Here is a 25086-nt window from a genome sequence, read left to right on the forward strand (position 1 = left end):
AATTTTATTTCTTCGTCTGTTAAATTAAAATCCATATTGTTATTATACAATAGATTAAAAAAATGACAAACTTAAAAATTTTCAGTATATACTGAAAAATTTTAAGTTTGTCAACCGATGCACTTTATGTAAATTTTCTCTACTTTTTTGTCTCACAAAAAAGTAGCAAAAAACGCAATTGCTAGAACTTTATATTAAAAACATGCCTATTAAATATAGTATATATCCTAAAAATGCAGTCTTTCGCGAAGCGTATCCGAGCCTGTCGAGGATATAAGGTTCTTTATGCCAACAAAAGAACTGGGGGTGTGGGGGCAAAGCCACCACAAGCAATAAAATTGAAAAAACTAAAATTGACAAAATATAGTTGTTTAGGGATATACAAATTTATTTATATAAAATATTGTTTAACTATATTATAAAATCTATTTATTTATCTCATAGAAATTATCATATTCTATATCATTTGATTTTAATGCTTCTATCAATTTATCTTTAAAAAATATCTCACTTTCCCAAGACATACCGCAGCCTGCTGATATTTCACTTGGTATAGATATTATTTTTCCTAAAGTTTCATTATTCTTTAGCATAATATCTTTGAAAACTTTTTCTGCTCTCATAACATCAGTTGTAGTATTGAAAGTTATTATTAATCTTTTTTCTTTATCTTCTTTTTTTGTTGCTATGTTTGAAGTTTCAGATTTTATATTATTTTTATCAGATGAATTTTTTTCAAAACCTATAATAGCAGCTCCTATAGCACCAGCATACTGACCTTTGCTGTTAGTGATAACTTTACCTCCTAAAGTTTTTTCTAATGTTTTTATTAAATAATCAAATACGCATAATCCGCCTGTAAGAAAGTAGGTATTATCTTTAAATTTTCCGCAAAGAGAGGCAACTTTATTTGCAACAGAATTTACTATAGCATAGGCAATTTCATCTTTTTGCTTTCCGCTTGCTTTAAGACTTATAACTTCTGTTTCAGCAAAAACTGTACACATAGAGCTTATAACAACATCTGTACTATTGCATTTTGAAGCTTCATCTAGTAGGGTAGGTATAGAACAGCCCAAAGAATTTGCCATTAATTCTATAAATCTTCCAGTACCAGCAGAACATTTATCATTCATAATAAAATTGTCAACTTTGCCGTTTCTTATACTTATTATTTTTGTATCCTGTCCGCCTATATCAATCAATGTTCCGTCTAAATTATTAAATAAGTAATTTGCTCCTTTGGCATGACAAGTTATTTCTGTTACAGTTTTATTGGCATATTCTATTGATACTCTGCCGTAACCAGTACCTATAAAATATGAATTTTCTTTATCTATATTTTTCTCTTTAAGCATTTCTAGTATTTTTGATGCAGCTTCAACTCCAGACCAGCCTGTTGGAATCATAAATAATTCTATAAAGTCATTTTTTTCAGAATCATAAACAGCCACTTTAGAAGCAGTGGATCCTATATCTATACCAATATAATACATTTTTATTTCCTTTAATAATTATTTTATAAAAAACGCTTACTTATATCTTTTACAGCATTAATGCCTATTTCTATTTCATCTATTGTGTTAAAATAAGAGAAACTAAATCTTACTATTCCTTGTTTTACAGTATCAAGAGATGTATGCATAAGCGGAGCACAATGACCGCCGGATCTTGTTGCTATATCAAATTCATTTGCTAGTATATCAGAAATTTTTCCGGAATCAATATCGCCTATATTTAAAGCTACTATTGAAGTTCTATTATCTGTATCATAATTACCATAAAATTTTATATTATCTATATTTTTAATGCCGTTATAAAAATAATTTGCTAATTCTTTTTCATGTTTTCTAATTTTTTCTATGCCTTCTTTATCTATAAATTTTAAAGCAGCATTAAGACCAGCTATGGAATGCCCATTTAAAGTACCGGCTTCAAGTCTTGTAGGCATATTTTCCGGCTGAGTTTTTGAATATGTTTTTATTCCTGAACCGCCTGTTTTTAATGGTTTAATTTCTATTCCTTTTTTTATACATAATCCTCCTGTTCCTTGAGGCCCCATTAAACCTTTATGTCCAGTAAAACAAATAATATCTATATTACTTTTTTTCATATCTATATCAATGCTTCCCGCACTTTGTGAGGCGTCTAATATAAATAATATATTATGTTTTGCACATAAATTACCAATGAAGTCTATATCTAAAACATCTCCTGTAACATTTGAGGCATGTGTACAAATAATAGCTTTTGTTTTTGATTTTATATTTTTTTCTATTTCATTATAATCTATTTTACCATCAGTATTTGCTTTTATTATTGTAATTTCTGCTCCAAGTTCTTCCATTTCATAAAGAGGTCTTAAAACACTGTTATGCTCTAAAGAAGTTGTTATGATATGTGTATCTTGATAATTATTTATTATTCCTTTAATGGCTGTATTTAATGCCTCTGTTGAATTACTTGTAAATGCAACATAATTAGGACTATATCCATTAAAAAGTTTTACTATTCTCTCTCTAGTTTCTAGTATAATTCTTTCACTATTTAAAGATGATTCATAAGAGCCTCTCGAAGCATTGGCAAAACTATTTATAGCTTCAAAAACTGCTTTAGCAACAGTATCAGGCTTTTTTAATGTAGTTGCTGCATTATCAAAATATATCATAATATATCCCAATCATACTAACTTTTGTTTGTTTTTTGTTTTTATAGAATGTTTAATAATAAATTAATAAAAATTGCAAGCTTTATAATAATTGATTATAGGCTTACAATTTTTATTTATATTGAAAAATTGAAATTATAACATTTCAACAAATGCTTCTAATCTTGTTCTAAGCTGTCCGCTGTCGCTGTTAGAATAATTAGTTTCTATTTGTAAATATGATTTTCCGCATCCTTCTACAGTACGTCTTACTTTTTCACTTTCTACAGCATAAGTATGACAAGCACTTAAAGTAACATCTACAACACCATCAATTTTGTATTCATCTATATATTGTTTTATTATATCCATTCTTTCATCATTAGGGCTCATAACAGAACAAGGTATATTTAAATATCTTTCTGCTATAGCTTCTATTGGATCTTTATTTTCATCTACAAGCATTTCAAAACTTTTAGTTCCAACACAGTTTTCAAAACAAACAACACTTGATCCAACTTCTTCTAATTGTTTTATAATTTTATCTACAAGTCCTCCAGTAGGGCAGCCTGTTATTAATATTCTAGGTGTATTTTTAGTGAATGGAGATTCTCCTTTTTCATGTTTTTCTTTAAGAGTATCTACTAATTTTTTTATTTCTTCCATATAGAGTTTTCTGTCAAATTTATAATTAGATGCCTGCAAAGCTTCATGCATATCACTGCCTTTAATAGGCGATGGTATCAATTTTCCTAAATTAAAAAACTCTTTTATTATTTTTCTTTCTTCATTGCATAATTTTATAGATTCTTTTAATTTTTCTTCTGTAATTGTTACATTAAACTTTTTTTCTAATCTTTTTATAAGTTCTTTTATTTCATTTTGCCAAAGTGCTATAGAGAATTCATTTCTTGAATGAGGAAGCTGCATTACATGAGTATCTTTTATTTCACCCAAAAGTTCATACATCTTTTTCTTTCCGTCGCATGTAGTTTCTCCAACTATAATATCAGAAAAATACATATATGGACATTTATCAGTAATAGCAAAACCATAGCTTGATTTTATTAATGGGCATAAATTTTTAGGTAAATATTTTTCAGCTTCTGGTATAGTTTCATCATTTGTAGAGCATAATGATACTGCTATAGCATCAGCTGCATATATTACTTCTTTTGGTGTATATGTACAAAAAGTGCCTACTACATTTCTTCCTTTATCTTTTTCTTCTTTCATTGTAATAAAGCCTTTTTTGCGTGCATCATTAAATGTTTCAAAAATTTCCGGTAAATTATTATTAGACATACTATTATTCCTTTATATATTAAATAAAATTAAATTAAAAATGATATTAATTTGAATTCTATAGACTATAGAAAAGGTATATTAATTATGTCTAGTATATTTTATAGATAAATATGATATAGCTGCTATTATTTTAGATTTTGCGAAATTGGTTATCATATTTTTTAATATCTCCAAATTCCCCAAACATCTATTCCGCCGCCGAATGCATTATTTATATTGAAATCAGCACTTTTTTTCATTATACCTTGTCCTTCAGCATAAGCAGTCAAACCAAATGTAAGGTTTTCAATAAGGGTAACTTGAAGTTCTCCTTCAACACCATAATGCAAATTGTATTCGCCGTCAGTTTTGTATATGTTTCCTTCAAACATAAGTCTAGGCATTATATAAGTGTATAAAGCACCCAATTTAGCTTCAAACTTGGCAGGAAGTAATACATAGAATCTCATACTGTCAGTAGCTCTTTCTGTTTGTTCAACATCACTATAGTAATAGTTATTTAAAGCATCATCAGCATATCCAGCATCTATAGTTGCCCATCTAGCTCCTATACCATAATAATAAGCCAATTTAATAGGCAAACTTATTTGTACAGGGAAATTATCAAATCTTGTAAGCATTATATTACCATATAAAGATCCTCCAATAACCATAGGAGGTGTTTTACTGCCGGATACTTCTTTTGGTGTACTTGAAAGCTGTATACCATAATGAACTGACATAGTAAATTCATCTAATAATCCGCCTCTAAAGAGAAAACTAAATTTTGGTGTTGTACTTACAGATACTTTTCCGCCATAATAATTTTGATCTCCAAAAGAGAATGATACAGGGAAAGATAATCTATATCTGTCATTTGCAAATCCGAATGAAAAAGAATGGCTATGTGCTATTGGTGCATTTTTATCAGTAAGGTCATTATATAAGTTAAATTGATATCCGAAAGCAAACATTCCATAACTTAAACCAACAAATCCTTTAGGTACAAATGCTAACTTTCTTTTTCCATCTTGATTTGAATAGCTGTTATCAACTATATGTGATAAATCTAGTATAGCAACCCCTAATTTGAAAGGAGTGTTGTGATTCATCATAGGAGCAAAATCGTATATTGTGCTTACTCTGTCAGAACCGAATCTTGTTGATGTTACACCATCTATTAAATTATGCATGTTATCTTTGTCTATTATATCATCTATAGCAAATGCAAAAGAACTAAATAATAGTAATAGTAGACATACGAACTTTTTCATTTTTTCTCCGCGTTTAGTATTTATATGTTGCAAAACAGATATTATTTAATATTGTAATACAATCGACATTATATAATAATGTCGTATTAGTTTATAGTAGAAATCTTATTTTTTCAAGTGCAATTTATAATTATTGTTTTATTTGTTTGTTATTAAATTTAAGGTCATCTTCTTCCGATAAATTGATAAATATAGAGTTTTATATGATAAAAGATTTTATTTATTTTATAGTTGTTATTTTATCAAAAACAATTATAGATTTATTCAGACTATTCGGCAGTATTATACTGTTTGGTTTTATACTATATGTTCTTTCATCTTTAACAAGAAGAATATTCGCTAAAACATTAGGTTCAAAAACGGAAGTATATCTTACTGGCTGGATAGGAACTCCTATACATGAACTTTCTCATGCTTTATTTTGTTTAATATTCAGACATAAAATCAATGATATTAAATTATTCAATACAAAGTCAGACACAATAGGGTATGTACTTCATAGTTATGATTCTAGGAGCTGGTATCAGCAAATAGGAAATTTCTTTATAGGTGTTGGCCCTATTATAATTGGCACATTAATAGTTTATTTATTATTTATATTATTGGCTCCTGAATTAAAAAGCAATATATTCAAAATGCCTCATGTTCAATATAAACAAATGTTCAATTCAGAAATTTTATCTGTGCTATATTACAGTGTTTCTAATATTTTTGTATATACATATAATATTTTCATTAATATAATAAAAAATGTGATTACTTATTCTTCATTTAAAAGTATAACATTTTGGATATTTTTATATTTATCAATATCAATAGCTTCTCATATGGAATTAAGCCCTGCAGATTTATCTCATGCTTGGAAGGGTATGATTGTAATATTTGCTGTATCTTTAATATTAAATACATTTTTGATTTTGATAAAAATATTTTTAAAAATAGATATACCAGATTCTGTATATATTTCTATAAATAAACTGCTTGAAACTTATAATATGATTTTAATATTTTCTTCTATAATATCATTATTCAATGTAATAATATCATATTTGATACTAACACCAATTAATTTAATAAGAAACGGCGGTTTGATTAATCCATTCAGCGGTTAAATTAATAAGTTTAATTAGAATAAATAAAAAAGATTTAAAATAAAAAGATTATAATTAAGATTATTTTTTACTTCCAAATTTATTTTTAACAAAATTGCTCAAAATATTTAATTTATCAGCAGTAGCCTCTTTGGAAGCTTCTAAGTTTTGGCTTTCTATTTCTTCATAAACTTCTTTTCTGAATATTTTTACATTTTTAGGTGCATTAATGCCTAGTTTGATTTGATCTCCTCTTATATCAACGAGCATTATTTCTATATTATCACCTATTACTATGCTTTGATTAATTTTTCTAGAAAGTACAAGCATTGTTATGAACTCCTTTCTTCTGTTTTATTTTCTGAATTATTATCACCATCTTCTAATAGAATAGAATGTCTGGTAGTATATTTATCTCCGGAAACAGTACATTGTTTAGCTTTATGATTTTTGATATTAAAAACTACAGGTGCTACCAAATTAGCACTCATAGTTTTTAAATCATTATTTGGAATGCTGACAATTGTAAGAAGGTATAAATCTTCCTTATTTTCTATGCCTAAATACTTTATATCATCATCATGAACATCTGGTTCATAATTTTTGAATACCAAAAATGGATCAATAAGTATAAAGCATACATTTTTATTGTCTTTAGATTGTAGGATTTTAAATGTTCCTTCCTCGTCCATATTAACTAAATAGAACTCATCATAGTCTTCAAAAGCTAATATTGTACCATTTAAATGATATAGAGAGTCATCTGAAACTTCTATTTTTCCCAGTATCCTAGATTCTATTTCAGGCATATAATAATTTCCTTTTATCCTTTTTATTTTTTAGATTGTCAGCATTTATTTTTTATATTTAATAGTTTTTATTTATCTTAAATAATCCATAAGAGTTCTGCCTAATAATCTTCCTGCTGTTTGTAAGGAAGCATTATGAGCATATTGCCACATATTGAAGTTAACTATTTCTTCAGCATAATCAATATTTTCATTTTTAGCTAAAGCTTCTTCAATAGCCAATTTTTGATCTTCAAAGCTAGCATAACCCATATCTAATCTTGTTACTTTAGATGAAGCATTAGCTTGTACAGTAGCAACATTGTCTAAAGCACTATCTATGTAACCTAAAGCCTCAGAACCTATAGCTCTTACATCATCATTAAGCATTGCATCTCTTAAATATATTAAAGTTTCAAATACGCTTTTTCCAGTAACTAAAGCACTAGGCTCATAGTTGTTTTCTGGAGTATTAGGAGCACCAACTCTTACTAAACCTATATCTTGTAGTACAGTACCGCCTGATAAGTCTTGTAATAATATTTTGTGAGGTGTTCCTGTTTTTAATTGTATAACTTTTTCTCCGCCTTTTAAATCGCCTATGCTAGCACTTACATTTCCATTAGCATCATTTATTCTTTGAACTATTGCTTCGATATTATCACCTTGTTTGATATTGATAACCATATCATCAATCATAATATCTTGATTTTCAGCAGCTACATAAGTAGAAGCATCTGTTGTAGAAATAATTTCCATATCAGTACCCCAGAAAGCATAGTTACCTGGAGTAGCAACATTGATAACTTGACCATTTTCTACTTCTCTGTTTTGAGCATTAGCATCACCTTCATATATAACAGATTTTATTAAAGAACGTCCAGCTTTTTCATCATGTCCGTAAAATGCTCTGAATGGGGCAGTTTTTATACTTGTACCTGAAAATATAAATTCGCCTTTGCTTTGAGTTTTTGAAATGTCATATATTCTTTCTAACATTTCTTCAACTTCCATAGCCATTTTTGCTCTGTCATCAGCACCATAAGTACTGTTTGCACCTTGTACTGCTAAATCTCTAGCTCTATTTAAAGCTTCTGTTATTCCAGACATAGAATCATGTGCTACGCTTAATTTTTCTTTACCATCAACTATATTATTTTGGTATCTATCAACTGAAGACATTCTAGTTCTGTAGTAGATAGAATTTATAGTTGAAGTAACATTCTGGTGAGGGTACTGTACCCTTTGACCAGTAGATAATCTAGTTTGAGAAGCTTCCATCTCATTATAGTTTCTTTTTATTGTACTAACTGTTCTATTGAATTGGGCTTGTTCAGTAACTCTCATAATTTGTATCTCCTGTTTTTATATAGAAGTGATTATATATCGTTTCTATTCTCGTAATAATTAAAAATTCTTTTATTATTTTTTTATGATTTAGATTTTTTATATATTATAAAAAATCATAAAAAATTCTTCTTTATTATCGGAAACTATAATTATAAAAAATATTATGATTACATTTTATTATTAAAAATTATATTATTGTATTATGATAACTAATCAATCATTTAAATATTCTTTTAATTTATCATAATTATTTTCTACTAGATTATAAGAGTATATTTTTTCTTTATCAGAATTTTTTACTATATTCCAAAGTATAGAAGCTGCTTTTAATTTATTTTTAAAAATTTTATTTCTATCATCATTGCAGAAATCCTTTAAGAATTTATTCCATTGACATGAAGTATTATCATATTTTGCATAATTATTTTTTTTATAATAAACATCAATCATATCTTTTATAGTGAAATTAGCATCATTGTTTTCTTTTACTTTTTTCCAAACTGCTGCCATATCAGCATTGAATTTAAATTTATTTTGATTTGTATATTTAGAAAATAATTCTCTGAATTTATTATTAAAAGCAAAACTGCATTCTAATAATTTTGAATCTAAATTAATATTTGTATATACCTAAACAACTATATTTTGTCAAAAATAAATTTATATTTTTGTTTTTATATCTGGGGCTTTGCCCCAGACCCCACTTCTTTTGTTGCCACAAAGAAGCAAAAGGGCTACATTTTAGCTTAAATTAATAATCTATCTTACATGTAATACTATTTTAGTATGATTTAGTACTAATGTTATACTTGCACTTTTTGGTTCTTTTTGCGGCGGGAAAAAGAACAATAAAAAAATTGACAAACTTAAAAATTTTTAGTATATTTTATTTTTTTAATGTTTCTTATTTTCTTTTTGGGTATCAAATTTCCATTGAAATATTCTTCTATATTTTTATTTAATTCTTTTTTATTGCCTATATGATTAATATTTAATTGTTTGCATATAGATTTTAATTCATTATGATACCAATAGTATTTATTAAATTCTTCGTATGATTTTATATCTTCAAAATTAGGTCTCATATATAAAATGTTATAATGTTTGGGCGTTTTTTACAATTAAATTTTTTTGTTATTTTATATGTACTTTTTTAAAATAGTATATATAATATAGTAGTTTTATTTTAATAGGATTTATATTTTCATGAATTTTTCAATATTATTATCATCTATAATAATTATTCTTTGTATAATTGTCAGTAAAATTTCAACTAAAGTAGGAGTACCTTCTCTTTTGCTTTTTTTGTTTTTGGGAATAATATTTGGTACAGACGGACTTTTGAAGATAGAGTTTGATGATTATAAAGTTGCTGAACAGTTATGTACTATAACATTGATATTTATTATGTTTTACGGCGGATTTGGAACAAATTGGAAGGCAGCAAAACCTGTTGCCGGTAAAGCTTTTCTTTTGTCATTTATAGGTACTTTTATTACTTCTATGGTAACAGGTGCTTTATGTTATTTTGTTCTTAAATTTGAATTGTTTGAAAGCTTTTTAATAGGCTCTGTTATAGGATCAACAGATGCTGCTTCAGTATTCTCAATATTGCGTTCCAGAAATTTGAACCTTAAAGACGGTTTGGCTTCATTATTAGAGCTTGAAAGCGGAAGTAACGACCCTATGTCATATATGCTTACCGTTATATTTTTAGGGCTTTTAGGGCATACTTTAACAAGTCCTTTTGCTATTATATATATGGTATTTGCTCAAATTGTTTTTGCTTTGATTGTAGCTGCTGCAGTATCATTTATGGCTTATAATGTTCTTAGAAGATTTAAATTCTCAGTTAATGGACTTGATACTATATTTGTACTTGCTGTAGCATTGCTTTCTTATTCTCTTTCTGCTGTAATTGGCGGTAATGGATATTTAAGTGTTTATTTAGTTGGTATAGTTTTAGGAAATACTAGAATTAAAAATAAAGTTACTTTAGTGCATTTCTTTGATGGTGTTACAGGGCTTATGCAAATGGTATTATTCTTCTTGTTAGGACTTCTGTCTTTCCCTTCAAGAATATTCAATATTGCTCCTACAGCTATTTATGTAGCACTTTTTATAACATTTGTGGCAAGACCTATAGCGGTATTTTCATTGCTTACACCATTTAAAGTGGCATTTAAAAAACAGTTATTAGTTATGATTGCAGGATTTAGAGGGGCAGCATCAATAGTATTTGCAATATTTGTAATAGTTAATAACAACAATATAAGTTATGATATATTCCACATTGTATTTTTCCTAGCTATAATATCCGTATCATTCCAAGGTACATTGCTTCCTTTTGTGGCCAAAAAATTAGATTTAGTTGACTCAGATGAAAATGTACTTAAAACATTCAACGACTATGTAGATGATTCTGATATGGAGCTTATACAAATTACAATACCTCCTCATCATCATTGGGTAGGAAGACCTATAATGGAAATAGAACTTCCAGAGGATTCTATAATTGTAACTATAGAAAGAGGCGAAACAACTATTATTCCTAATGGAAAAACTGTTATTGAACAAGGAGATGTTGTTATATTGAATGCTAAAAAGACTAAGTATTATGATATAAGTCTTAGAGAGATACATATTAATGTTCATCACCCTTGGAGAGATAAAGAATTAAAGGATTTACATTTGCCTAATAACAATTTGATAGTAATGATAAAGAGAGAAGGCGGAACTGTTATTCCTAGAGGCAATACTATGATTAAAGATAAAGATGTGGTGCTTTTAAGAGAAATATAATTTTAGTTATGATTTTTGTAAAAAATGAAAAAATATTATTTATTTTTTACCATATACTTTAAGAATGGTTATAATATATAGTATTTTTCATAAATAATCTCCCACTTTTATTTAGCTTTATAACTCTTAAAGCTAAATAAAAGTGACTTTTTTATATGCTCTGTTTTATTGACTTTTTTATATTTTCTTATTATACTCAAAAAAAATACTTTTGGATATTTTATGTTGGAAGAATTTTATAATGATGATATTAAAGCAATAGATGCTAGATTTGAAGCTCAAAAAATAGCTTTTGCTCCTATTATATTTCAAGTTTCAAAATGCATGATAGATTTTAATATATTAAAGATTATAGAAGAAGCAGGAGATGCTGGAATCACAGAAGAAGATATTTTAAAAAAGGTAAATTTATCATCTTATGCTCTTTCTACTTTACTAGAACTAAGTTTAGGACTTTCTTTAATAAAAATCGTAAAAGATTCTAATCCTTATAAATATATTTTGGGTAAAACAGGATTTTTCCTTATCAATGATAATCTTACAAGAGTAAATATTAATTTTGTAAATGATATATGCTATAAGGGAATGTTTTATTTAAATGACAGTTTAAAAAATTCAAAGCCAGAAGGACTGAAAGTATTTGGAGATTACGAAACAATATACAAGGGCTTATCTTCCATTCCTGAAAGCGACAGAAAAAGTTGGATAGATTTTGACAACTATTATTCTGACGGCTGTTATGAAAGTTCTTTGCCTATTATTTTTAAAAAGAGCAGAAAAAATATTATGGATATAGGTGCTAATACAGCAAAGTTTTCTATATCAGCATTGAAATATAATAATGATGTTATATGTTCATTAGTAGATTTAGAAGGTCAAATTAAATTAGCTAAAAAAAATATAGATGATAATAATTTTTCGAGTAGAGTAGAGTACTTCCCTATGAACATATTGGAAGAAGAAAATAAGTTACCAAAAAATTGCGATGTTATTTGGATGAGTCAATTTTTAGATTGTTTTTCTATAGAACAAATAAAATTAATAATGAGGAAGGTAAAAGAAGTTTCTGATCAAGATACTGATATATTTGTATTAGAACCATTATGGGATAAACAAAAATATATATCATCAGCATTTTCAATACAGGCTACATCTTTGTACTTTACAGCTATTGCTAACGGCAACAGTAAAATGTATCCTTATAAATTACTTGTAGATACAATAGAAGAAGAAGGATTTAAACTTGTAAATGAATATCATAGAATAGGAAAGACATATCATTCATTGTTGAATTTTAAATTAAAGATCTAATATTATAGATTTGTTTCTTCCTGTTTCTTTTGCATTATATAATGATTGATCTGCTTTATTTATGAATGCTCTTAGTGTTATATTTTTTTCTTTGATAGCCCCGCCTAAAGAAGCAGTTGCCTTTAATGAATATTCTTCTGTAGAAAAATCACTTTCCATTAAATCAATTCTAATTTTTTCCATAGCGTCAAAAAGAATATCTTTATTATCTATATCAAAAGCAATTAAAAATTCTTCTCCGCCGTATCTTCCTAATACCGATTTGTGAGGTATGTTTTTTAATGCCTTTTTCATAACTCTTGAAGCATTCTTTAATACATGATCTCCTATATTATGACCATAAGTATCATTATAATGTTTGAATTTGTCCAAGTCTATTATTACTATGGAATATATTTGATTAGATATTTCTTTTTCTTGAAGGTACTTTAATATATAACCTCTATTATAAAGCCCTGTTAATTTATCTCTATTTGCTAAGAATGATAATTTTTCACTATAAAGTATTATAGACAAATAATTTATTAATATTGCTATTTTATCTTTATCCTTATTGCTATTAATAACTATATGTCCGAATTCATTACCTCTAGCAAATAATGGATATTGTTCATTATTTTCCTTATTGTTTATAACAGTTTTATTAGCTGATACATACCATAAAGCAGCTTCTGTACTATCTTCCTTACAAAAATAAATGGCAAAACTTTTTATCACTTTTTGAGAACTAGCTTCAAAAGTCTTTATTATTCCATCTACCGAAAAAGGATCTGGTATTTCATTTAAAGTGTCTATAATTTCTCTTATATCATTCATGGTGATACATTATACTAAACAATGTATAATTGTAAATAGTAGTTTCCAAAAAAGTAATAAATATTGTAAAAATTCTAACAAAATTTTAGTTCTTATTTGAAAAACAATAAAAATTTTTAGATATGTAATTTTTATTGTTTTGTTATGAATATTGTTTTATAAATTAAAAAAGGACTCACAAAAAGTGAGTCCTTTTCATTTATTTAATTAATTTTTATCTTCTTCCTCTCAAATATTTCTTGATAGGTATGAAATCAGCAGGATTTAATGCTACACCATTTCTTCTTACTTCAAAGTGTAAATGGCTTCCAGTAGATCTTCCTGTACTTCCCATTCTTCCTATCATTACACCAACACCAACATTAGCACCAGCTTTTGTAGTTATAGAGTTTAAGTGTCCATAATAAGTTGTGTAACCTTTATCATGTCTTACTATAACCAAATTACCATAACCGCCGCTGTAACCTGCGAATATAACTTTACCTTTTCTAGCAGCATATACAGGAGTATTAAGTCTTCCAGGTATATCAACACCCATATGTTTAGTTCTAACACCTGTAATAGGGTGAACTCTGTATCCAAATACACTGCTTATTCTAGTGATAGTTGTAGGAATACTGAACATCTGTCCGAATTTATCTATTCTTTCATCTAAAGTATATTTAGCACCTGGTAAGAATATATCATCTCCAGCAGCTATAGCATTAGTATCTGTTATTTTATTAAAGCTAAGAACTCTATTTAAAGCTACATCATATCTTTCTGTAACTTCTTCTATAGTTTCGCCTTTTTTCATAGTATATAATAAACCATTACGGTTAGGAACTATGATTTTTTGTCCAGGTCTTAATCTATTGGCATTTGTTATTTTATTAACGCTAACTATAGTATCTAAATTAGCACCTATTTTTCTTGAAATAACAGTTAAGTTGTCGCCTTCTTCTATTATATACTCATCATATTTCATTCCTATTGTACCATCGCCAACTAATGTATTATCTGCTGTTATAGTATTGTAGAAAATATCAGTTGCATTTTCTAAAGTTACTGCAGATGTTACAGTAGGAACTTCTGATAAACTATTTTCAGGATTGCTTGACAATTGTTCCGGCGACATTTCATCTAATATCTTATTGTATGCTATATTTGTAGGCATTTTATCATTTGGAAGTATTGCAGCATTAGAAGTTTGACGCATATTCATTATTAAGAAATTAGCTAGAAACATAAATAGAGATAATGAAAGAACTGTGATTGAGAATTTCTTAATAAGACCTACAAATACATTATTCTTTTTTTCGCCGACATACCTTGTAGAATGAACATAAGTTGTTCTGATTCTAGTAGCATTGCTGTCATTGTTAAATTTTGATTTGATTTTGCCTAACATATCTTCCAAATATGAAAACATGCCAGTCTCTTTGCGGATTTTGGTGTACTTAAATTTGTTATTTTTCATGTTGTTACTGTTAAATTAATACCAAACTGTTGATTTACTAATAAATAATTCATACTAATATAAAATATTTTTTAGTATTGTCAAGTATGTAATTTCTTTTTTTTAAAATTTAGTTTTCATTGTACATGTTCGGAAATTTCTTTAAATGAATTTAGATAATAATTGTTTTTTAAATTTAAAAGTATATTTTTATCGGTTATTCCGTACAAAACAATAAAACATTTTATTTTTGAATTTATGGCAAATTCATAGTCTGGAACACCATCGCCAACCATAACTGTCTCATCTTCTATAAGATTATAGTCTTTTTTTAAACTATACCAAATATTTGCATCTGGTTTCCTGTATGGATAAACACCATCTCCTATAACAGCTTTAAAATATTTTAATATATTCAACTTATCAGCAGTTTTTTTTACCATTTTATTTGGCTTGTTGCTTATAATAAACATAGTTTTATCTTGTTTATATAATGATTCTAATGTATCATAAACACCATCATAAAGTTTGGTATTATCAACACAATGTTCCTCATAACATTTCATATAAAAGTTATATGCTTCTTCTTCTATATTTTCATTATTACTATATTTATTAACAGCACGTTTTATAAGAAGTCTTGCTCCATTTCCGACGAATTTATGTGCATCTTCCATTGTTATAGTTTCTAGGCTGAAATGCTTTAAAGTAGTATTTACACAATTATGAATATCATATATTGAATCTACTAAAGTTCCGTCTAAATCAAATATTATGTTCTTAATCATTATAATTTAACTGTTCTGTAATTTTTCTCTGTTTTGTGCTTTTTTTATTACGCGTGTAGTATTGTTTCTAAGCTCTTTTAATTCTCTTTTTAATCTTCTTTTTTGATATGATTCAAGTCTGTCTATGAAGGATATTCCGTTTGTATGGTCTATTTCATGCTGAAGAACTTTTGCTATATGGTCTTCTGCTTCTAATATCTGTTCATTTCCTTCTTTATCCATATACTGTACTTTTATTTGCTTGTATCTTGCTACATCATCTCTTATTTCTGGGAATGATAAACAGCCTTCTTCTAATACTTCTTTTTCTTCCCCATGCCATACGATTTCTGGATTTATTAAAGCTAATTTAAAATCAGGCTTTGTTTCATCGTCAAAATCTGGTACTGATACAACTATTAATCTTTTTAACACACCAATTTGTACAGCAGCAAGTCCTACACCTCTTTCTTTGTACATAGTTTCAAACATATCATCTATTAAAGTAAGTATTTCTTCATCAACTTTTTCTATTTTTCCTGATACCTGCTGCAGTCTTTCATCTCCGTATATAACTAACTCTCTAAGCATGTTTTCTCCTAAATTTATAGAAATTAATAATATTTATTATTAATTAATTTTTTATGTTATTTAATTGCTTTTATCAAAAAAATAAAAATTATTAATCACATTATAATAAATTTTTATTTATAGTCAAGACATTTTTTATATCAAGTTTACATAATTTTTTTTATTAATTGGGCTTAAATTTAGTAAATTCCTTTGACAAATGATTTTTTTGTTGTAGAATAAACTTCATGATGAGAGTAGCATATTTTGATTTGGATAAAACGATTTTAAGTAAAGATTCTATAGTTCCATTTATGAAATTCTATTTAAAAAAGAATCCAAGCAGTATAATTTATTATATAGCTTTGATACCTTATTTCCTTTTATTCTGTTTGAAAATAATAAATAATGAAAGCGTAAAGTATAGAATAGCTCATATATTTAAAAATATAGATATAGAATTCGGTGATAAAATAGGCAAGGAATTTGCAGATACTGTAGTACCAACACTTTATTATCAAGATGCCTTGGAAGAAATAAAAAGATTAAAAAAAGAAGGATATACACTGGTTTTAATTACAGCTAGTTTTGAAATATATGCGAAATATATAGCAAAAAATTTAGGTTTTGACAGATGTATGGGTACAGAGTTATGGACTTTTAGAGGAAAGTATACTGGATATATGTACGGAAGGAATTGTTATGGTTCAGCCAAGAGGTACAGATTATATACTGAAAGTTTCTTTACGAAGCATAGCGATAAAAACAGAGCTTACAGTGATTCTATAAGTGATTTACCTCTTTTTGATTTTGCCGACATTAAGGTATGTGTTAATCCGGATAAAAGATTAAAATCACATGCTTTGAATAATAAAGATAAAGGTTTTATCATAGTTAATTGGAGATAATAATATGGTTAATGAAGTTATTAATGCATCAAATGATGAAATTCTTGATATTATAAAAGAAAGTAATGATATTATTGTAGAGAAGATTAATAATTTTATAGATATAAATAATATCTCTTATGCTAAAAAACTGGCTTTGGAATTAATAAAAAAAGATAATAAATATAAATATGGTTATTTGGTTTTAGCTGACATATATTACGAAGAAAATGACTATAAATCTGTTATTGATTTGATGAATAATGCTCTTAATTTTATAGAAGATGATAAGGATTTACTTGAGAATAAGATTGAGGCATTAATAAGCACTTATGAATATGATGAAGCTAAAAAGGTTATAGAAAAATTAATATCCCTTGGTGATGTGAATTCAAGTGTTTACGGACAATATGGTATTATACTTTCCATTGAAGGCAAGTATAATGATGCTATAGAAAAATATCAAAAAGCTATATCTATAGATAATGATGATGTTCTATCAATGATTAATATGTCAGTAGCATACAGAGCTATGTATAAATATGATAATGCAATAGATATTTTGGATAGGGCATTAACCATAAATAAAAATGATTCTAATATAATAAATAGAATGAACAATATGAAATATTTGAGGGATAATGCCAAATTTGATATTGATAAATTCGTTCCTATTCAAGCCAATCCTGATAAATTTCATTTACTTGTACCAGAAAATTTCAATGCTTCGATAGATGGTTCAATATTAAAAATAGAAAGTCTGGATAATAGAATATCAATTATAATAAGCTACAGCAATGAAATATATGATGATAAGGCTATAAAAGATCTTTTTGATGGATTTAAAGAAAGGAGAGGTGAGTTATACTCTGTAATTACTCCTATATCCATAAAACAAAGAGAAGAATATAATGATTTATTTGCCGAGTTCATATTTACTTCAAAAATAAATAAAAATGATTTCTTTAATGCCATAGCTGTAGTAGGCAAGGGCAATGAATCTATAATACTTACAATTTCTTCAACTGTAACAATAAGCAGTAATTTAATATCATTTGCTAAAGATGTTATGAATAGTTTGTATTTTAAATAAAATATAATATAATATAAAAATTAATATTTACAAAGTTTTAAAAAAATATATACTAAATATTAATTTTTATCGTTGTAATAAAAAATAAAGGTTAATATATAAAAAATGTTAGTTAAATTTTCATTAGAAAATTATAAATCTATTTATGATAAAGTAGAATTAGATTTTAGAATAGATCCAAAAAAACATAATACTAAAGAAAACATAGAAGATAATCCTTTTGTATTAAAAATAAATAATGATTATATTTCAAAATTATGCTTATTCTATGGGCATAACGGTTCAGGTAAAACTAATATATTTGAGGCTATATTGGATATATGTTTAGCTAATGTTGATAATGATTTTTTAGATGATATATATAAACCTAATATTATTTATGGTGAAAATAAAGAGTCTAAATTTGAAATAGAATTTTATTCTAATGTTTTGAATGAAAATAAAAATGATTATTCATTATTTAATTATAAATTAAATGTAAAAAATAAAGAAATAGATGATAAATATAAAAAAAGCATACAAATTACAAAAGAAATTCTTACAGAAAATGGTAATGTAGTTTTTGAAAGAATTAATAATGATTTGATAACAAATAATATAACAAGTGATGAAAAAAGTAGAATGCGTTCCGATGAAACGTTTATATTATTTTTAATGGATATTTATTCAACAAAAGAAAAAAAAGAATTTGATATTATAATGAAATATAGAAAACTGATGATTTCTATATTATCTACTAATTTAGGTATAAATTATTTAAAAACTCCTAATTTTACTAATACTTTTTTTAATGAAATATATAATGATTTAGATGAAGTTAATTTATTAGAATTTTATATAAGTTTGATAAAAATAGCTGATGTTGGTATAGATAATATTGCTTTTGAATTAGATGAACAATATGAAAAAATTGAAAATATTACAAAAGATATGAGAAAAACTTATGAGGAAAATAAAAGTAAATTGAGGGAAGATAAAGATTTTGCAGAAAAAGAAGGATATATAGATAATATTATTTCTTTGATGGAAAATTTAGAAGCATTGAATAATAAGAATGATAATGTAATAAAAGAACGTAAGAAAGTTATTTCATACAGAAATGGTAAAAAAGCTTCTTTTGATGAAATAGAATCTGATGGAACTAAAATATATGCTTTTCATATGTATAACATTGTTAAGTCTTTAAAAAATGGTTCTTTATCATTGCATGATGAATTCTATGGAGTTCAGTCTGATTTGATAAAAACAGTATTTTGGTTATTTAGAAAAAATATGTATAAAGAGGTAGAACAAACTGCTCAGTTGTTTATGACTACTCATGATGTAATGCTTATGGATTTTAAAAATTTGCTATTAGAACAAATTAAATTTGTTGTAAAAGAGGAAAATAAAACCTATGTTTATTCTGCTTCTGATATAGAAGGATTAACAAAAACAAATTTAATGGAGAACTATAATAAGAATAAATTAGGTGCAAAATATTTTCCTAGAACCTATAATTTACCTATTAAGATGTACTCTAATAATGATATGAGTGATAAGTTATGAGTTTTACTATTCCAAATATAAATAATAAAAAAACTACTATTATATGTTTCTCTACAGGTATTTATGAGAAGAAATATTTATCTGCCATATTAGAAAGTAGTAACAATATAGATTATTTTGATAATTACAGCGAATTAAATCAATTAGATAAACGTCATAGAGATGTAGATATGGCTGATAAAGCAATAGAGGAAATATCTCAAGCTATAAAAATGAGATTAGAACCTATATTATCTTTTGGAGAACAAAATTCTAATTATATATTAGTTATAATAACAGATTGTGATAAAGCACCTTTTGATGCTTTTAATAAATTAAAGAATAATATAAAAGAATTAAAATGTTATATTGAAGATGATAGTTGCATTCAAATTGATTATTGTTTTGTATTTTCTTATAGAGGATTTGAAGATTGGATGAAATTTTATCTTGAAAATGGTGCATCTATTTCTAATTTACAAAGTATAAAAGAAAATATTAAGTTTATGATAAATGAAAAAGATACTAATATTTTTAGAAAGCATAAGGAAGCCATTAATTATTATAAACAATTCATAAATTCTAATTCACAATTAGATGATTATGAAACTATAAATAACTACCCATATTCAGATTTTCCATATTTTCTAGAGTATTTAGAAGAAAAATATAATATTATATTATAATATCTTTCAATATATAAAAATTTGTTAAAGCACTTTTTTATTAAACCGACAATAATCAAGACAACTATTTTATTGAGGTAAAATAATATGAGTATGTTTGCTGATACAACTTATGCTAAAACTATGACAGTAGCTAAAAAGCTATTAAATGTTTACGGCCTTAGAGCTGAAGTTATAGCGGATAATATAGCAAATGTATCTACTCCTAATTTTAAAAGAAGCGATGTAACTTTTGAATATCAATTAGCAAGAGCTTTAGACAGCGAAAAATACGATGGTATGGAAGCTAAAAGAACAGATTCAAGACATTTTCCTTTCCATATGCCTATGAATTATAAAGAAGTTGCTCCAACTATTACGGTAGATTATGATACTAGCTATAGAAATGATAAAAACAATGTAGACATAGATAAAGAAATGGCTGAAGAAGCTAAAAACACTTTACGCTATCAAATGTTTACACAAATAGTTAATGCTCAATACAGAGAAATTAGAAGAATGATAGGCAATGCTTAATTTTGTATTGTGAATTTTAAAGGAGAATAGTAAATGGGAATATTTTCAATAATTAATACATCTGGAAGCGGTTTAACAGCTCAAAGAACAAGACTAGATGTTATTGCTGATAATATAGCAAATGTTAATACAACAAGAACTACTGAAGGCGGTGCTTTTAGAAGAAGCAGAGTTATATTTAAGCCTAGAGATGACGGCAATAAATATAGAAGCCCATTTTTACCAGATGCTTTACAGCCTAATGTTGGTACTGGTGTAAGAGTATTCAGCATAGAAAAGGATATGGAAACAGCAACTAGATTTGTATATGATCCTTCTCACCCTGATGCTATTAAATATGGTGAAAAAGCTGGTTATGTAGAAATGCCAAACGTTAACCCTGTTACTGAAATGGTTGATATGATGGAAGCTTCAAGAGCTTATGAGGCAAACTCTACTATGATTCAATCTGCTAAAACTATGTTTGGAAGTGCTTTGAATATAATTAGATATTAATTTTTTAATAAGATTTTTATAAAGGATATTTTTTATGAACGTTGGAAATGTTGGAGATAATTACGGATTTGTATTAAAAACTACTGACCCTAGACATTATGGCCCCGCTCAGCAGTTAAGAAGAAGTTCTAGTAATGATTTAATAAGTAATTTCGGTACAATGTTAAGCGATGCTATAGAATCTGTTAATCAAAAACAAGTTGACAGAGATAATTTAATCGTTCAGGCAGGTATAAGACCAGATCAGGTTGATGTATCTGATGTAATGAACGCTATTGCTGAAGCTGAATTATCACTTAGCTTTACAAAAGCTGTAGTTGATAGAGCAGTTAGAGCTTATCAAGAAGTTACAACTTATAGATAATATAAAATAGAAATAATGAACAATAATAAGCTGTTCTCCTTCAAAAAAGAGTTATTAAGGGCAAGCGTTTATGGTGTTATAGCCATAGCGTTTGCCAACTTAATTTTTTTTTCAATCTATAATAATAATCAATTATATATAACAATACTTTTAATTATTCTCGAAATTGCAACAATAATATTTCTATATATCGATGTTTCAAATATTAATAAAAGAAAATTATTATTCATAAGAAATAATTCACAATTAGAGCATACATTAAATAAACATGTTACTAAAGATAATATAATAGACAGACTTAGATATTTTGGCTATAGTATGTATTCTATTAATTCATCAAGAGTATTTATAAATGCTGATGTAATAAAGAATAAAAAATCTATTATAATACATGCATATTATTTCTTTTTAGTTGATATTGATAAAGACGGAGAAGCAGTTTTAAATAATATAAAAAATGAAATCAATGAAATATTTGATTTATATGTAGATGATAATCAAAAACTTTTCAAAAAAGATGATAATGATGAGAAAGCAAAAATATTAAAAGCTAAATTATATAATCATGCAGTTTTTATATTCTATGGTGATAATATTCCAGATAGAATAATAGAGATGTCAGAATATGGCTATACAAAAGAAAAGTTATTGAATAGCAATGCTCAAATATTCACTGTATCATACTTGCCTAATCAAAACAAATTGTATTTTGCTGAGAAGATAGAAAATGTAATCAATATAAATAAATTTCCAAAGAATGACTTTGTTTATATAATAAAAGATATATTTTCATTATAATTAATTTATACCTAAACAACTATATTTTGTCAATTTTTTCTTTTTTATAAATTTAAATAATATTTTTTTAATATATTTTGCTTGTAAGATAAATTATTAATTTTTTATATTAATAAGTAATCAACCGCACGTATAGATGACTTTCGTTAATAATAAGTTATACTGTGCGGGAAGGTGCCGCAGCTTGCGGTTGACAAAATATAGTTGTTTAGGTATATATTAAATAAAATTACATTTATATATTTTAAAAATCAAAAGTAAGAGGATCAGCTCCTATTCTGTCTCCATTTTCTAATGAATTTATTTTTTCTATATCATTTTGTTCTAATTTAAAATCAAATACATTAATGTTTTCTTCTATTCTGTCTTTATTTACTGATTTAGGTATAACAGCAATATTACTTTCAATATTCCATCTTAATATTATTTGAGCAGGAGTTTTATTGTATTTTTTTGCTATATCTAATATAACATCATTATTAAATAATTTTCCTCTGCCAAGCGGTGACCAAGCCTCCAATACAATATTATGTTTTTTACAAAAATCTACTAATTCATTTCTTAATAAATTTGGGTGTCTTTCTATTTGATTTACTACCGGTGCTATATTACAATGAGCAAATATATCTTTTAAATGTTTTATTTCAAAATTACTTAATCCTATAGATTTAGCCTTTTTACTTTGACATATATTTTCTAATGCTCTATAAGTATCTAAATATCTTTCTTTTTTCTGTCCAGGCCAATGAATTAATAATAAATCCACATAATCCATATTAAGTTTTTCCAAGCTTTCCTCAAATGATTTTCTTGTAGAATTGTATCCTTGTTTTGTATTCCATATTTTTGTTGTTATAAATACTTCTTCTCTTTTAATTCCAGTTTTTCTTATAGCTTCGCCTAATTCTTTTTCATTATTATAAAATTGAGCAGTATCAAATTTTCTATATCCGGCATCTATTGCCCATTTAACAGCGTTTTCCAATTCTTCTTTATTGGTCATTTTATACACACCAAGACCTAATATAGGCATTTCTATACCATTATTAAATTTGACATTAAACATAATTTATTCCTCATTATAGTATTAATTTTATTATATGTTATAATAGATTTAATTACAGCAATATTTTTTTTGTACTATATAATAGCTAAAAAATGTTTTATGGATTTTATGATTTTCCGATAATATTTAGTAATTAACATAATAATGTATTTGGGGGATTCAATTGGCAAGTAACAACGGATACGAAAAATATAAAAAGGTAGATGTAAGTACAGCTTCACAAAATAGGCTGATTATTATGCTTTATGATGGAGCTATTAAGTTTTTGGAAACTGCATGTGCTGCTATGGATAAGAAACATGGTACAGAAGAAGCACATAATAATATAGTAAAAGCACAAGAAATTATTTATGAGCTTTTATCTTCTTTAAACTATGAGGCAGGAGATATAGCTAATAGACTTGCTTCTATATACACATATATGAATCAAAAACTTACAGAAGGTAATATATCTAAAACTAAGCCGCCATTGCTTGAAGTTATAAGATATCTTAAAGAATTAAAAATGGCTTGGGAAGGTGTTGAGGAGCAATTAGCTAAAGGAAATGTTGAAAATAAAACTTCATCATCTTCTTATAATAAGAAAGATGATTCTTCTTCATCATCAAGCGGTGAAAGTAAATTAAATATAACAGGTTGATATATCAATGAAAAATATATATAAATTAACATTATTGTTTATAATTTCTATTGTGTTTTTTATATCTTGTAAAGATAAAGATTTTGAAAGTATAGCTCAGTATGAAGCTAGAATGAATAGTATGGAAATTTTGAAATACTATAATATACAAGATGTTATGGCGCCTCGTATTGTACCTGACGGAGTATTATTTACATTTGCTGAAAATTATGATTCTGTAGAGGTATCAGGTGATTTTAACCATTGGGAAGATAGTATTCCTCTTATAAAAAGTTCTTATGGTGTTTATTATTATCTTTGGCAAGTACCTTTAAAAGCTGGAAAATATTCTTACAGATACAGAGTTAATGGAGTATGGATTAATGACCCAGTAAACTCTAATACAGAATATGATAATAATAATCAGGCTGTTAGTTATTTTGTATTAACTAATGATATAGGTTTTTATGAAAAGAATCCTATTTATAACTCTGATGGTACAGTAACATTCTTCTATAGTAATGAAACAGCTAAAGAAGTTATGTTTACTTCAGATAAATTGGGTTTCGATAGCTTAAGATATCCTATGACATATTCTAATAATTTATGGGTTATAACTTTAAGACCAGAATCAGGAAATTATTATTATAATTTCGTTGTAGATAGAGTATGGGAAGTTGACCCTCTTAATATGAATGTTTATAAAGGTAATGACGGAAGACTTCATTCATATACATTGATTAATTATAATCAAACTAATTCAATAAAATATTAAATTAATTTAGAAATATTATAAAGAGATGTTCATAATTTAATGGGCATCTCTTTTTTATTATAGAATTTTATCCATTAAATATAAATAGTTCTACATTTTTATATATACTAAAAATTTTT

General features: G+C 26.4%; 27 protein-coding genes. 13 read left to right on the forward strand and 14 right to left on the reverse strand.

The window, feature by feature from the left end:
* Positions 1-425: 425 nt before the first annotated feature.
* From R4K56_RS10680 to R4K56_RS10695, 4 genes are all read right to left on the reverse strand, one after another.
* Entirely contained in the window at positions 426-1496 is a 1071-nt protein-coding gene (locus R4K56_RS10680) for an acyl-CoA dehydratase activase (RefSeq protein WP_335773039.1), read from the reverse strand.
* Positions 1497-1519: 23 nt separating this feature from the next.
* A complete protein-coding gene (locus tag R4K56_RS10685) occupies positions 1520-2668 on the reverse strand; it encodes an aminotransferase class V-fold PLP-dependent enzyme (protein WP_335770610.1) in 1149 nt (382 codons plus the stop codon).
* Positions 2669-2803: 135 nt separating this feature from the next.
* Positions 2804-3952, reverse strand: a complete 1149-nt coding sequence (locus R4K56_RS10690) for a double-cubane-cluster-containing anaerobic reductase (RefSeq protein ID WP_335773040.1) — start codon at positions 3950-3952, stop codon at positions 2804-2806.
* Between the two features lie 164 nt (positions 3953-4116).
* Positions 4117-5208: a cell surface protein gene (locus tag R4K56_RS10695; RefSeq protein WP_335760923.1), complete on the reverse strand. Its 1092-nt coding sequence runs from the start codon at positions 5206-5208 to the stop codon at positions 4117-4119.
* A 203-nt stretch (positions 5209-5411) separates the two neighbouring features.
* On the opposite strand from R4K56_RS10695, the gene R4K56_RS10700 reads away from it, so the two are divergent.
* Positions 5412-6320 (forward strand): hypothetical protein, encoded by a 909-nt coding sequence (locus R4K56_RS10700; RefSeq protein ID WP_335760924.1) that lies wholly within the window; start codon positions 5412-5414, stop codon positions 6318-6320.
* 60 nt (positions 6321-6380) lie between these two features.
* On the opposite strand, the gene csrA is transcribed toward R4K56_RS10700, so the two are convergent.
* From csrA to R4K56_RS10725, 5 genes are all read right to left on the reverse strand, one after another.
* Positions 6381-6629, reverse strand: a complete 249-nt coding sequence (csrA, locus tag R4K56_RS10705) for a carbon storage regulator CsrA (RefSeq protein ID WP_297299589.1) — start codon at positions 6627-6629, stop codon at positions 6381-6383.
* Between the two features lie 2 nt (positions 6630-6631).
* Complete coding sequence (fliW, locus tag R4K56_RS10710) at positions 6632-7108, reverse strand: flagellar assembly protein FliW (RefSeq protein WP_335758603.1); 477 nt, start codon at positions 7106-7108, stop codon at positions 6632-6634.
* A gap of 72 nt (positions 7109-7180) precedes the next feature.
* Positions 7181-8434 carry a flagellar hook-associated protein 3 gene (locus R4K56_RS10715; protein WP_335760925.1) on the reverse strand — a complete coding sequence of 418 codons (1254 nt, stop codon included), beginning with the start codon at positions 8432-8434 and terminating at the stop codon, positions 7181-7183.
* Between the two features lie 216 nt (positions 8435-8650).
* Complete coding sequence (locus tag R4K56_RS10720; RefSeq protein WP_335786909.1) at positions 8651-8947, reverse strand: hypothetical protein; 297 nt, start codon at positions 8945-8947, stop codon at positions 8651-8653.
* A gap of 356 nt (positions 8948-9303) precedes the next feature.
* A complete protein-coding gene (locus R4K56_RS10725; RefSeq protein WP_335770468.1) occupies positions 9304-9522 on the reverse strand; it encodes an SAP domain-containing protein in 219 nt (72 codons plus the stop codon).
* Between the two features lie 121 nt (positions 9523-9643).
* Between R4K56_RS10725 and R4K56_RS10730 the strand changes: the two genes are divergently transcribed.
* Positions 9644-11239 carry a potassium/proton antiporter gene (locus tag R4K56_RS10730; RefSeq protein ID WP_335772824.1) on the forward strand — a complete coding sequence of 532 codons (1596 nt, stop codon included), beginning with the start codon at positions 9644-9646 and terminating at the stop codon, positions 11237-11239.
* Between the two features lie 222 nt (positions 11240-11461).
* Complete coding sequence (locus R4K56_RS10735; RefSeq protein ID WP_335772825.1) at positions 11462-12550, forward strand: class I SAM-dependent methyltransferase; 1089 nt, start codon at positions 11462-11464, stop codon at positions 12548-12550.
* Here R4K56_RS10735 and R4K56_RS10740 read toward each other — a convergent pair.
* From R4K56_RS10740 to def, 4 genes are all read right to left on the reverse strand, one after another.
* On the reverse strand, positions 12539-13366 hold the full coding sequence (locus R4K56_RS10740) for a GGDEF domain-containing protein (protein WP_335772826.1): 828 nt from the start codon (positions 13364-13366) through the stop codon (positions 12539-12541). The genes R4K56_RS10735 and R4K56_RS10740 overlap by 12 nt on opposite strands.
* 214 nt (positions 13367-13580) lie before the next feature.
* Positions 13581-14825, reverse strand: a complete 1245-nt coding sequence (locus R4K56_RS10745) for a M23 family metallopeptidase (protein WP_335756480.1) — start codon at positions 14823-14825, stop codon at positions 13581-13583.
* A 116-nt stretch (positions 14826-14941) separates the two neighbouring features.
* Positions 14942-15592: an HAD family hydrolase gene (locus R4K56_RS10750; RefSeq protein WP_335756481.1), complete on the reverse strand. Its 651-nt coding sequence runs from the start codon at positions 15590-15592 to the stop codon at positions 14942-14944.
* Positions 15593-15598: 6 nt separating this feature from the next.
* Complete coding sequence (gene def, locus R4K56_RS10755; protein WP_335772827.1) at positions 15599-16162, reverse strand: peptide deformylase; 564 nt, start codon at positions 16160-16162, stop codon at positions 15599-15601.
* Positions 16163-16389: 227 nt separating this feature from the next.
* Between def and R4K56_RS10760 the strand changes: the two genes are divergently transcribed.
* The 8 genes from R4K56_RS10760 to R4K56_RS10795 all read left to right on the forward strand — a co-directional run bounded on the left by R4K56_RS10760 (position 16390) and on the right by R4K56_RS10795 (position 22507).
* A complete protein-coding gene (locus R4K56_RS10760) occupies positions 16390-17049 on the forward strand; it encodes an HAD family hydrolase (protein ID WP_335756483.1) in 660 nt (219 codons plus the stop codon).
* Between the two features lie 4 nt (positions 17050-17053).
* The gene (locus R4K56_RS10765) at positions 17054-18121 is read left to right on the forward strand and encodes a tetratricopeptide repeat protein (protein ID WP_335772828.1); all 1068 of its coding nucleotides are present in this window, start codon (positions 17054-17056) and stop codon (positions 18119-18121) included.
* A gap of 105 nt (positions 18122-18226) precedes the next feature.
* On the forward strand, positions 18227-19669 hold the full coding sequence (locus R4K56_RS10770) for an AAA family ATPase (RefSeq protein WP_335760782.1): 1443 nt from the start codon (positions 18227-18229) through the stop codon (positions 19667-19669).
* Complete coding sequence (locus tag R4K56_RS10775; RefSeq protein ID WP_335772829.1) at positions 19666-20334, forward strand: hypothetical protein; 669 nt, start codon at positions 19666-19668, stop codon at positions 20332-20334. Before R4K56_RS10770 ends, R4K56_RS10775 begins: the two co-directional genes overlap by 4 nt.
* Positions 20335-20421: 87 nt before the next feature.
* Positions 20422-20850: a flagellar basal body rod protein FlgB gene (flgB, locus tag R4K56_RS10780; RefSeq protein WP_297299576.1), complete on the forward strand. Its 429-nt coding sequence runs from the start codon at positions 20422-20424 to the stop codon at positions 20848-20850.
* A 33-nt stretch (positions 20851-20883) separates the two neighbouring features.
* Positions 20884-21345 carry a flagellar basal body rod protein FlgC gene (gene flgC, locus R4K56_RS10785; RefSeq protein ID WP_012670385.1) on the forward strand — a complete coding sequence of 154 codons (462 nt, stop codon included), beginning with the start codon at positions 20884-20886 and terminating at the stop codon, positions 21343-21345.
* 34 nt (positions 21346-21379) lie between these two features.
* Complete coding sequence (gene fliE, locus R4K56_RS10790; protein ID WP_335756485.1) at positions 21380-21709, forward strand: flagellar hook-basal body complex protein FliE; 330 nt, start codon at positions 21380-21382, stop codon at positions 21707-21709.
* Between the two features lie 15 nt (positions 21710-21724).
* A complete protein-coding gene (locus tag R4K56_RS10795) occupies positions 21725-22507 on the forward strand; it encodes a hypothetical protein (protein WP_335772830.1) in 783 nt (260 codons plus the stop codon).
* 244 nt (positions 22508-22751) lie between these two features.
* Here R4K56_RS10795 and R4K56_RS10800 read toward each other — a convergent pair whose 3' ends face one another.
* Positions 22752-23573 (reverse strand): aldo/keto reductase, encoded by an 822-nt coding sequence (locus R4K56_RS10800; RefSeq protein ID WP_335756487.1) that lies wholly within the window; start codon positions 23571-23573, stop codon positions 22752-22754.
* Between the two features lie 163 nt (positions 23574-23736).
* Between R4K56_RS10800 and fliS the strand changes: the two genes are divergently transcribed.
* Together fliS and R4K56_RS10810 are read left to right on the forward strand one after the other, a co-directional pair.
* Positions 23737-24213, forward strand: a complete 477-nt coding sequence (fliS, locus tag R4K56_RS10805) for a flagellar export chaperone FliS (RefSeq protein WP_335772831.1) — start codon at positions 23737-23739, stop codon at positions 24211-24213.
* 7 nt (positions 24214-24220) lie between these two features.
* Positions 24221-24967, forward strand: coding sequence for an early set domain-containing protein (locus R4K56_RS10810; RefSeq protein ID WP_335756489.1), 747 nt, complete (start codon positions 24221-24223; stop codon positions 24965-24967).
* Positions 24968-25086 lie beyond the last annotated feature (119 nt).

Source organism: Brachyspira pulli, from assembly GCF_036997785.1.
Taxonomy (GTDB): domain Bacteria; phylum Spirochaetota; class Brachyspiria; order Brachyspirales; family Brachyspiraceae; genus Brachyspira; species Brachyspira pulli.

Coding starts and splice junctions, on each gene's coding strand:
- R4K56_RS10680 (WP_335773039.1), bottom strand. CDS start 1,496: ATGTATTATATTGGTATAGATATAGGATCCACTGCTTCTAAAGTGGCT.
- R4K56_RS10685 (WP_335770610.1), bottom strand. CDS start 2,668: ATGATATATTTTGATAATGCAGCAACTACATTAAAAAAGCCTGATACT.
- R4K56_RS10690 (WP_335773040.1), bottom strand. CDS start 3,952: ATGTCTAATAATAATTTACCGGAAATTTTTGAAACATTTAATGATGCA.
- R4K56_RS10695 (WP_335760923.1), bottom strand. CDS start 5,208: ATGAAAAAGTTCGTATGTCTACTATTACTATTATTTAGTTCTTTTGCA.
- R4K56_RS10700 (WP_335760924.1), top strand. CDS start 5,412: ATGATAAAAGATTTTATTTATTTTATAGTTGTTATTTTATCAAAAACA.
- csrA (WP_297299589.1), bottom strand. CDS start 6,629: ATGCTTGTACTTTCTAGAAAAATTAATCAAAGCATAGTAATAGGTGAT.
- fliW (WP_335758603.1), bottom strand. CDS start 7,108: ATGCCTGAAATAGAATCTAGGATACTGGGAAAAATAGAAGTTTCAGAT.
- R4K56_RS10715 (WP_335760925.1), bottom strand. CDS start 8,434: ATGAGAGTTACTGAACAAGCCCAATTCAATAGAACAGTTAGTACAATA.
- R4K56_RS10720 (WP_335786909.1), bottom strand. CDS start 8,947: ATGGCAGCAGTTTGGAAAAAAGTAAAAGAAAACAATGATGCTAATTTC.
- R4K56_RS10725 (WP_335770468.1), bottom strand. CDS start 9,522: ATGAGACCTAATTTTGAAGATATAAAATCATACGAAGAATTTAATAAA.
- R4K56_RS10730 (WP_335772824.1), top strand. CDS start 9,644: ATGAATTTTTCAATATTATTATCATCTATAATAATTATTCTTTGTATA.
- R4K56_RS10735 (WP_335772825.1), top strand. CDS start 11,462: ATGTTGGAAGAATTTTATAATGATGATATTAAAGCAATAGATGCTAGA.
- R4K56_RS10740 (WP_335772826.1), bottom strand. CDS start 13,366: ATGAATGATATAAGAGAAATTATAGACACTTTAAATGAAATACCAGAT.
- R4K56_RS10745 (WP_335756480.1), bottom strand. CDS start 14,825: ATGAAAAATAACAAATTTAAGTACACCAAAATCCGCAAAGAGACTGGC.
- R4K56_RS10750 (WP_335756481.1), bottom strand. CDS start 15,592: ATGATTAAGAACATAATATTTGATTTAGACGGAACTTTAGTAGATTCA.
- def (WP_335772827.1), bottom strand. CDS start 16,162: ATGCTTAGAGAGTTAGTTATATACGGAGATGAAAGACTGCAGCAGGTA.
- R4K56_RS10760 (WP_335756483.1), top strand. CDS start 16,390: ATGATGAGAGTAGCATATTTTGATTTGGATAAAACGATTTTAAGTAAA.
- R4K56_RS10765 (WP_335772828.1), top strand. CDS start 17,054: ATGGTTAATGAAGTTATTAATGCATCAAATGATGAAATTCTTGATATT.
- R4K56_RS10770 (WP_335760782.1), top strand. CDS start 18,227: ATGTTAGTTAAATTTTCATTAGAAAATTATAAATCTATTTATGATAAA.
- R4K56_RS10775 (WP_335772829.1), top strand. CDS start 19,666: ATGAGTTTTACTATTCCAAATATAAATAATAAAAAAACTACTATTATA.
- flgB (WP_297299576.1), top strand. CDS start 20,422: ATGAGTATGTTTGCTGATACAACTTATGCTAAAACTATGACAGTAGCT.
- flgC (WP_012670385.1), top strand. CDS start 20,884: ATGGGAATATTTTCAATAATTAATACATCTGGAAGCGGTTTAACAGCT.
- fliE (WP_335756485.1), top strand. CDS start 21,380: ATGAACGTTGGAAATGTTGGAGATAATTACGGATTTGTATTAAAAACT.
- R4K56_RS10795 (WP_335772830.1), top strand. CDS start 21,725: ATGAACAATAATAAGCTGTTCTCCTTCAAAAAAGAGTTATTAAGGGCA.
- R4K56_RS10800 (WP_335756487.1), bottom strand. CDS start 23,573: ATGTTTAATGTCAAATTTAATAATGGTATAGAAATGCCTATATTAGGT.
- R4K56_RS10810 (WP_335756489.1), top strand. CDS start 24,221: ATGAAAAATATATATAAATTAACATTATTGTTTATAATTTCTATTGTG.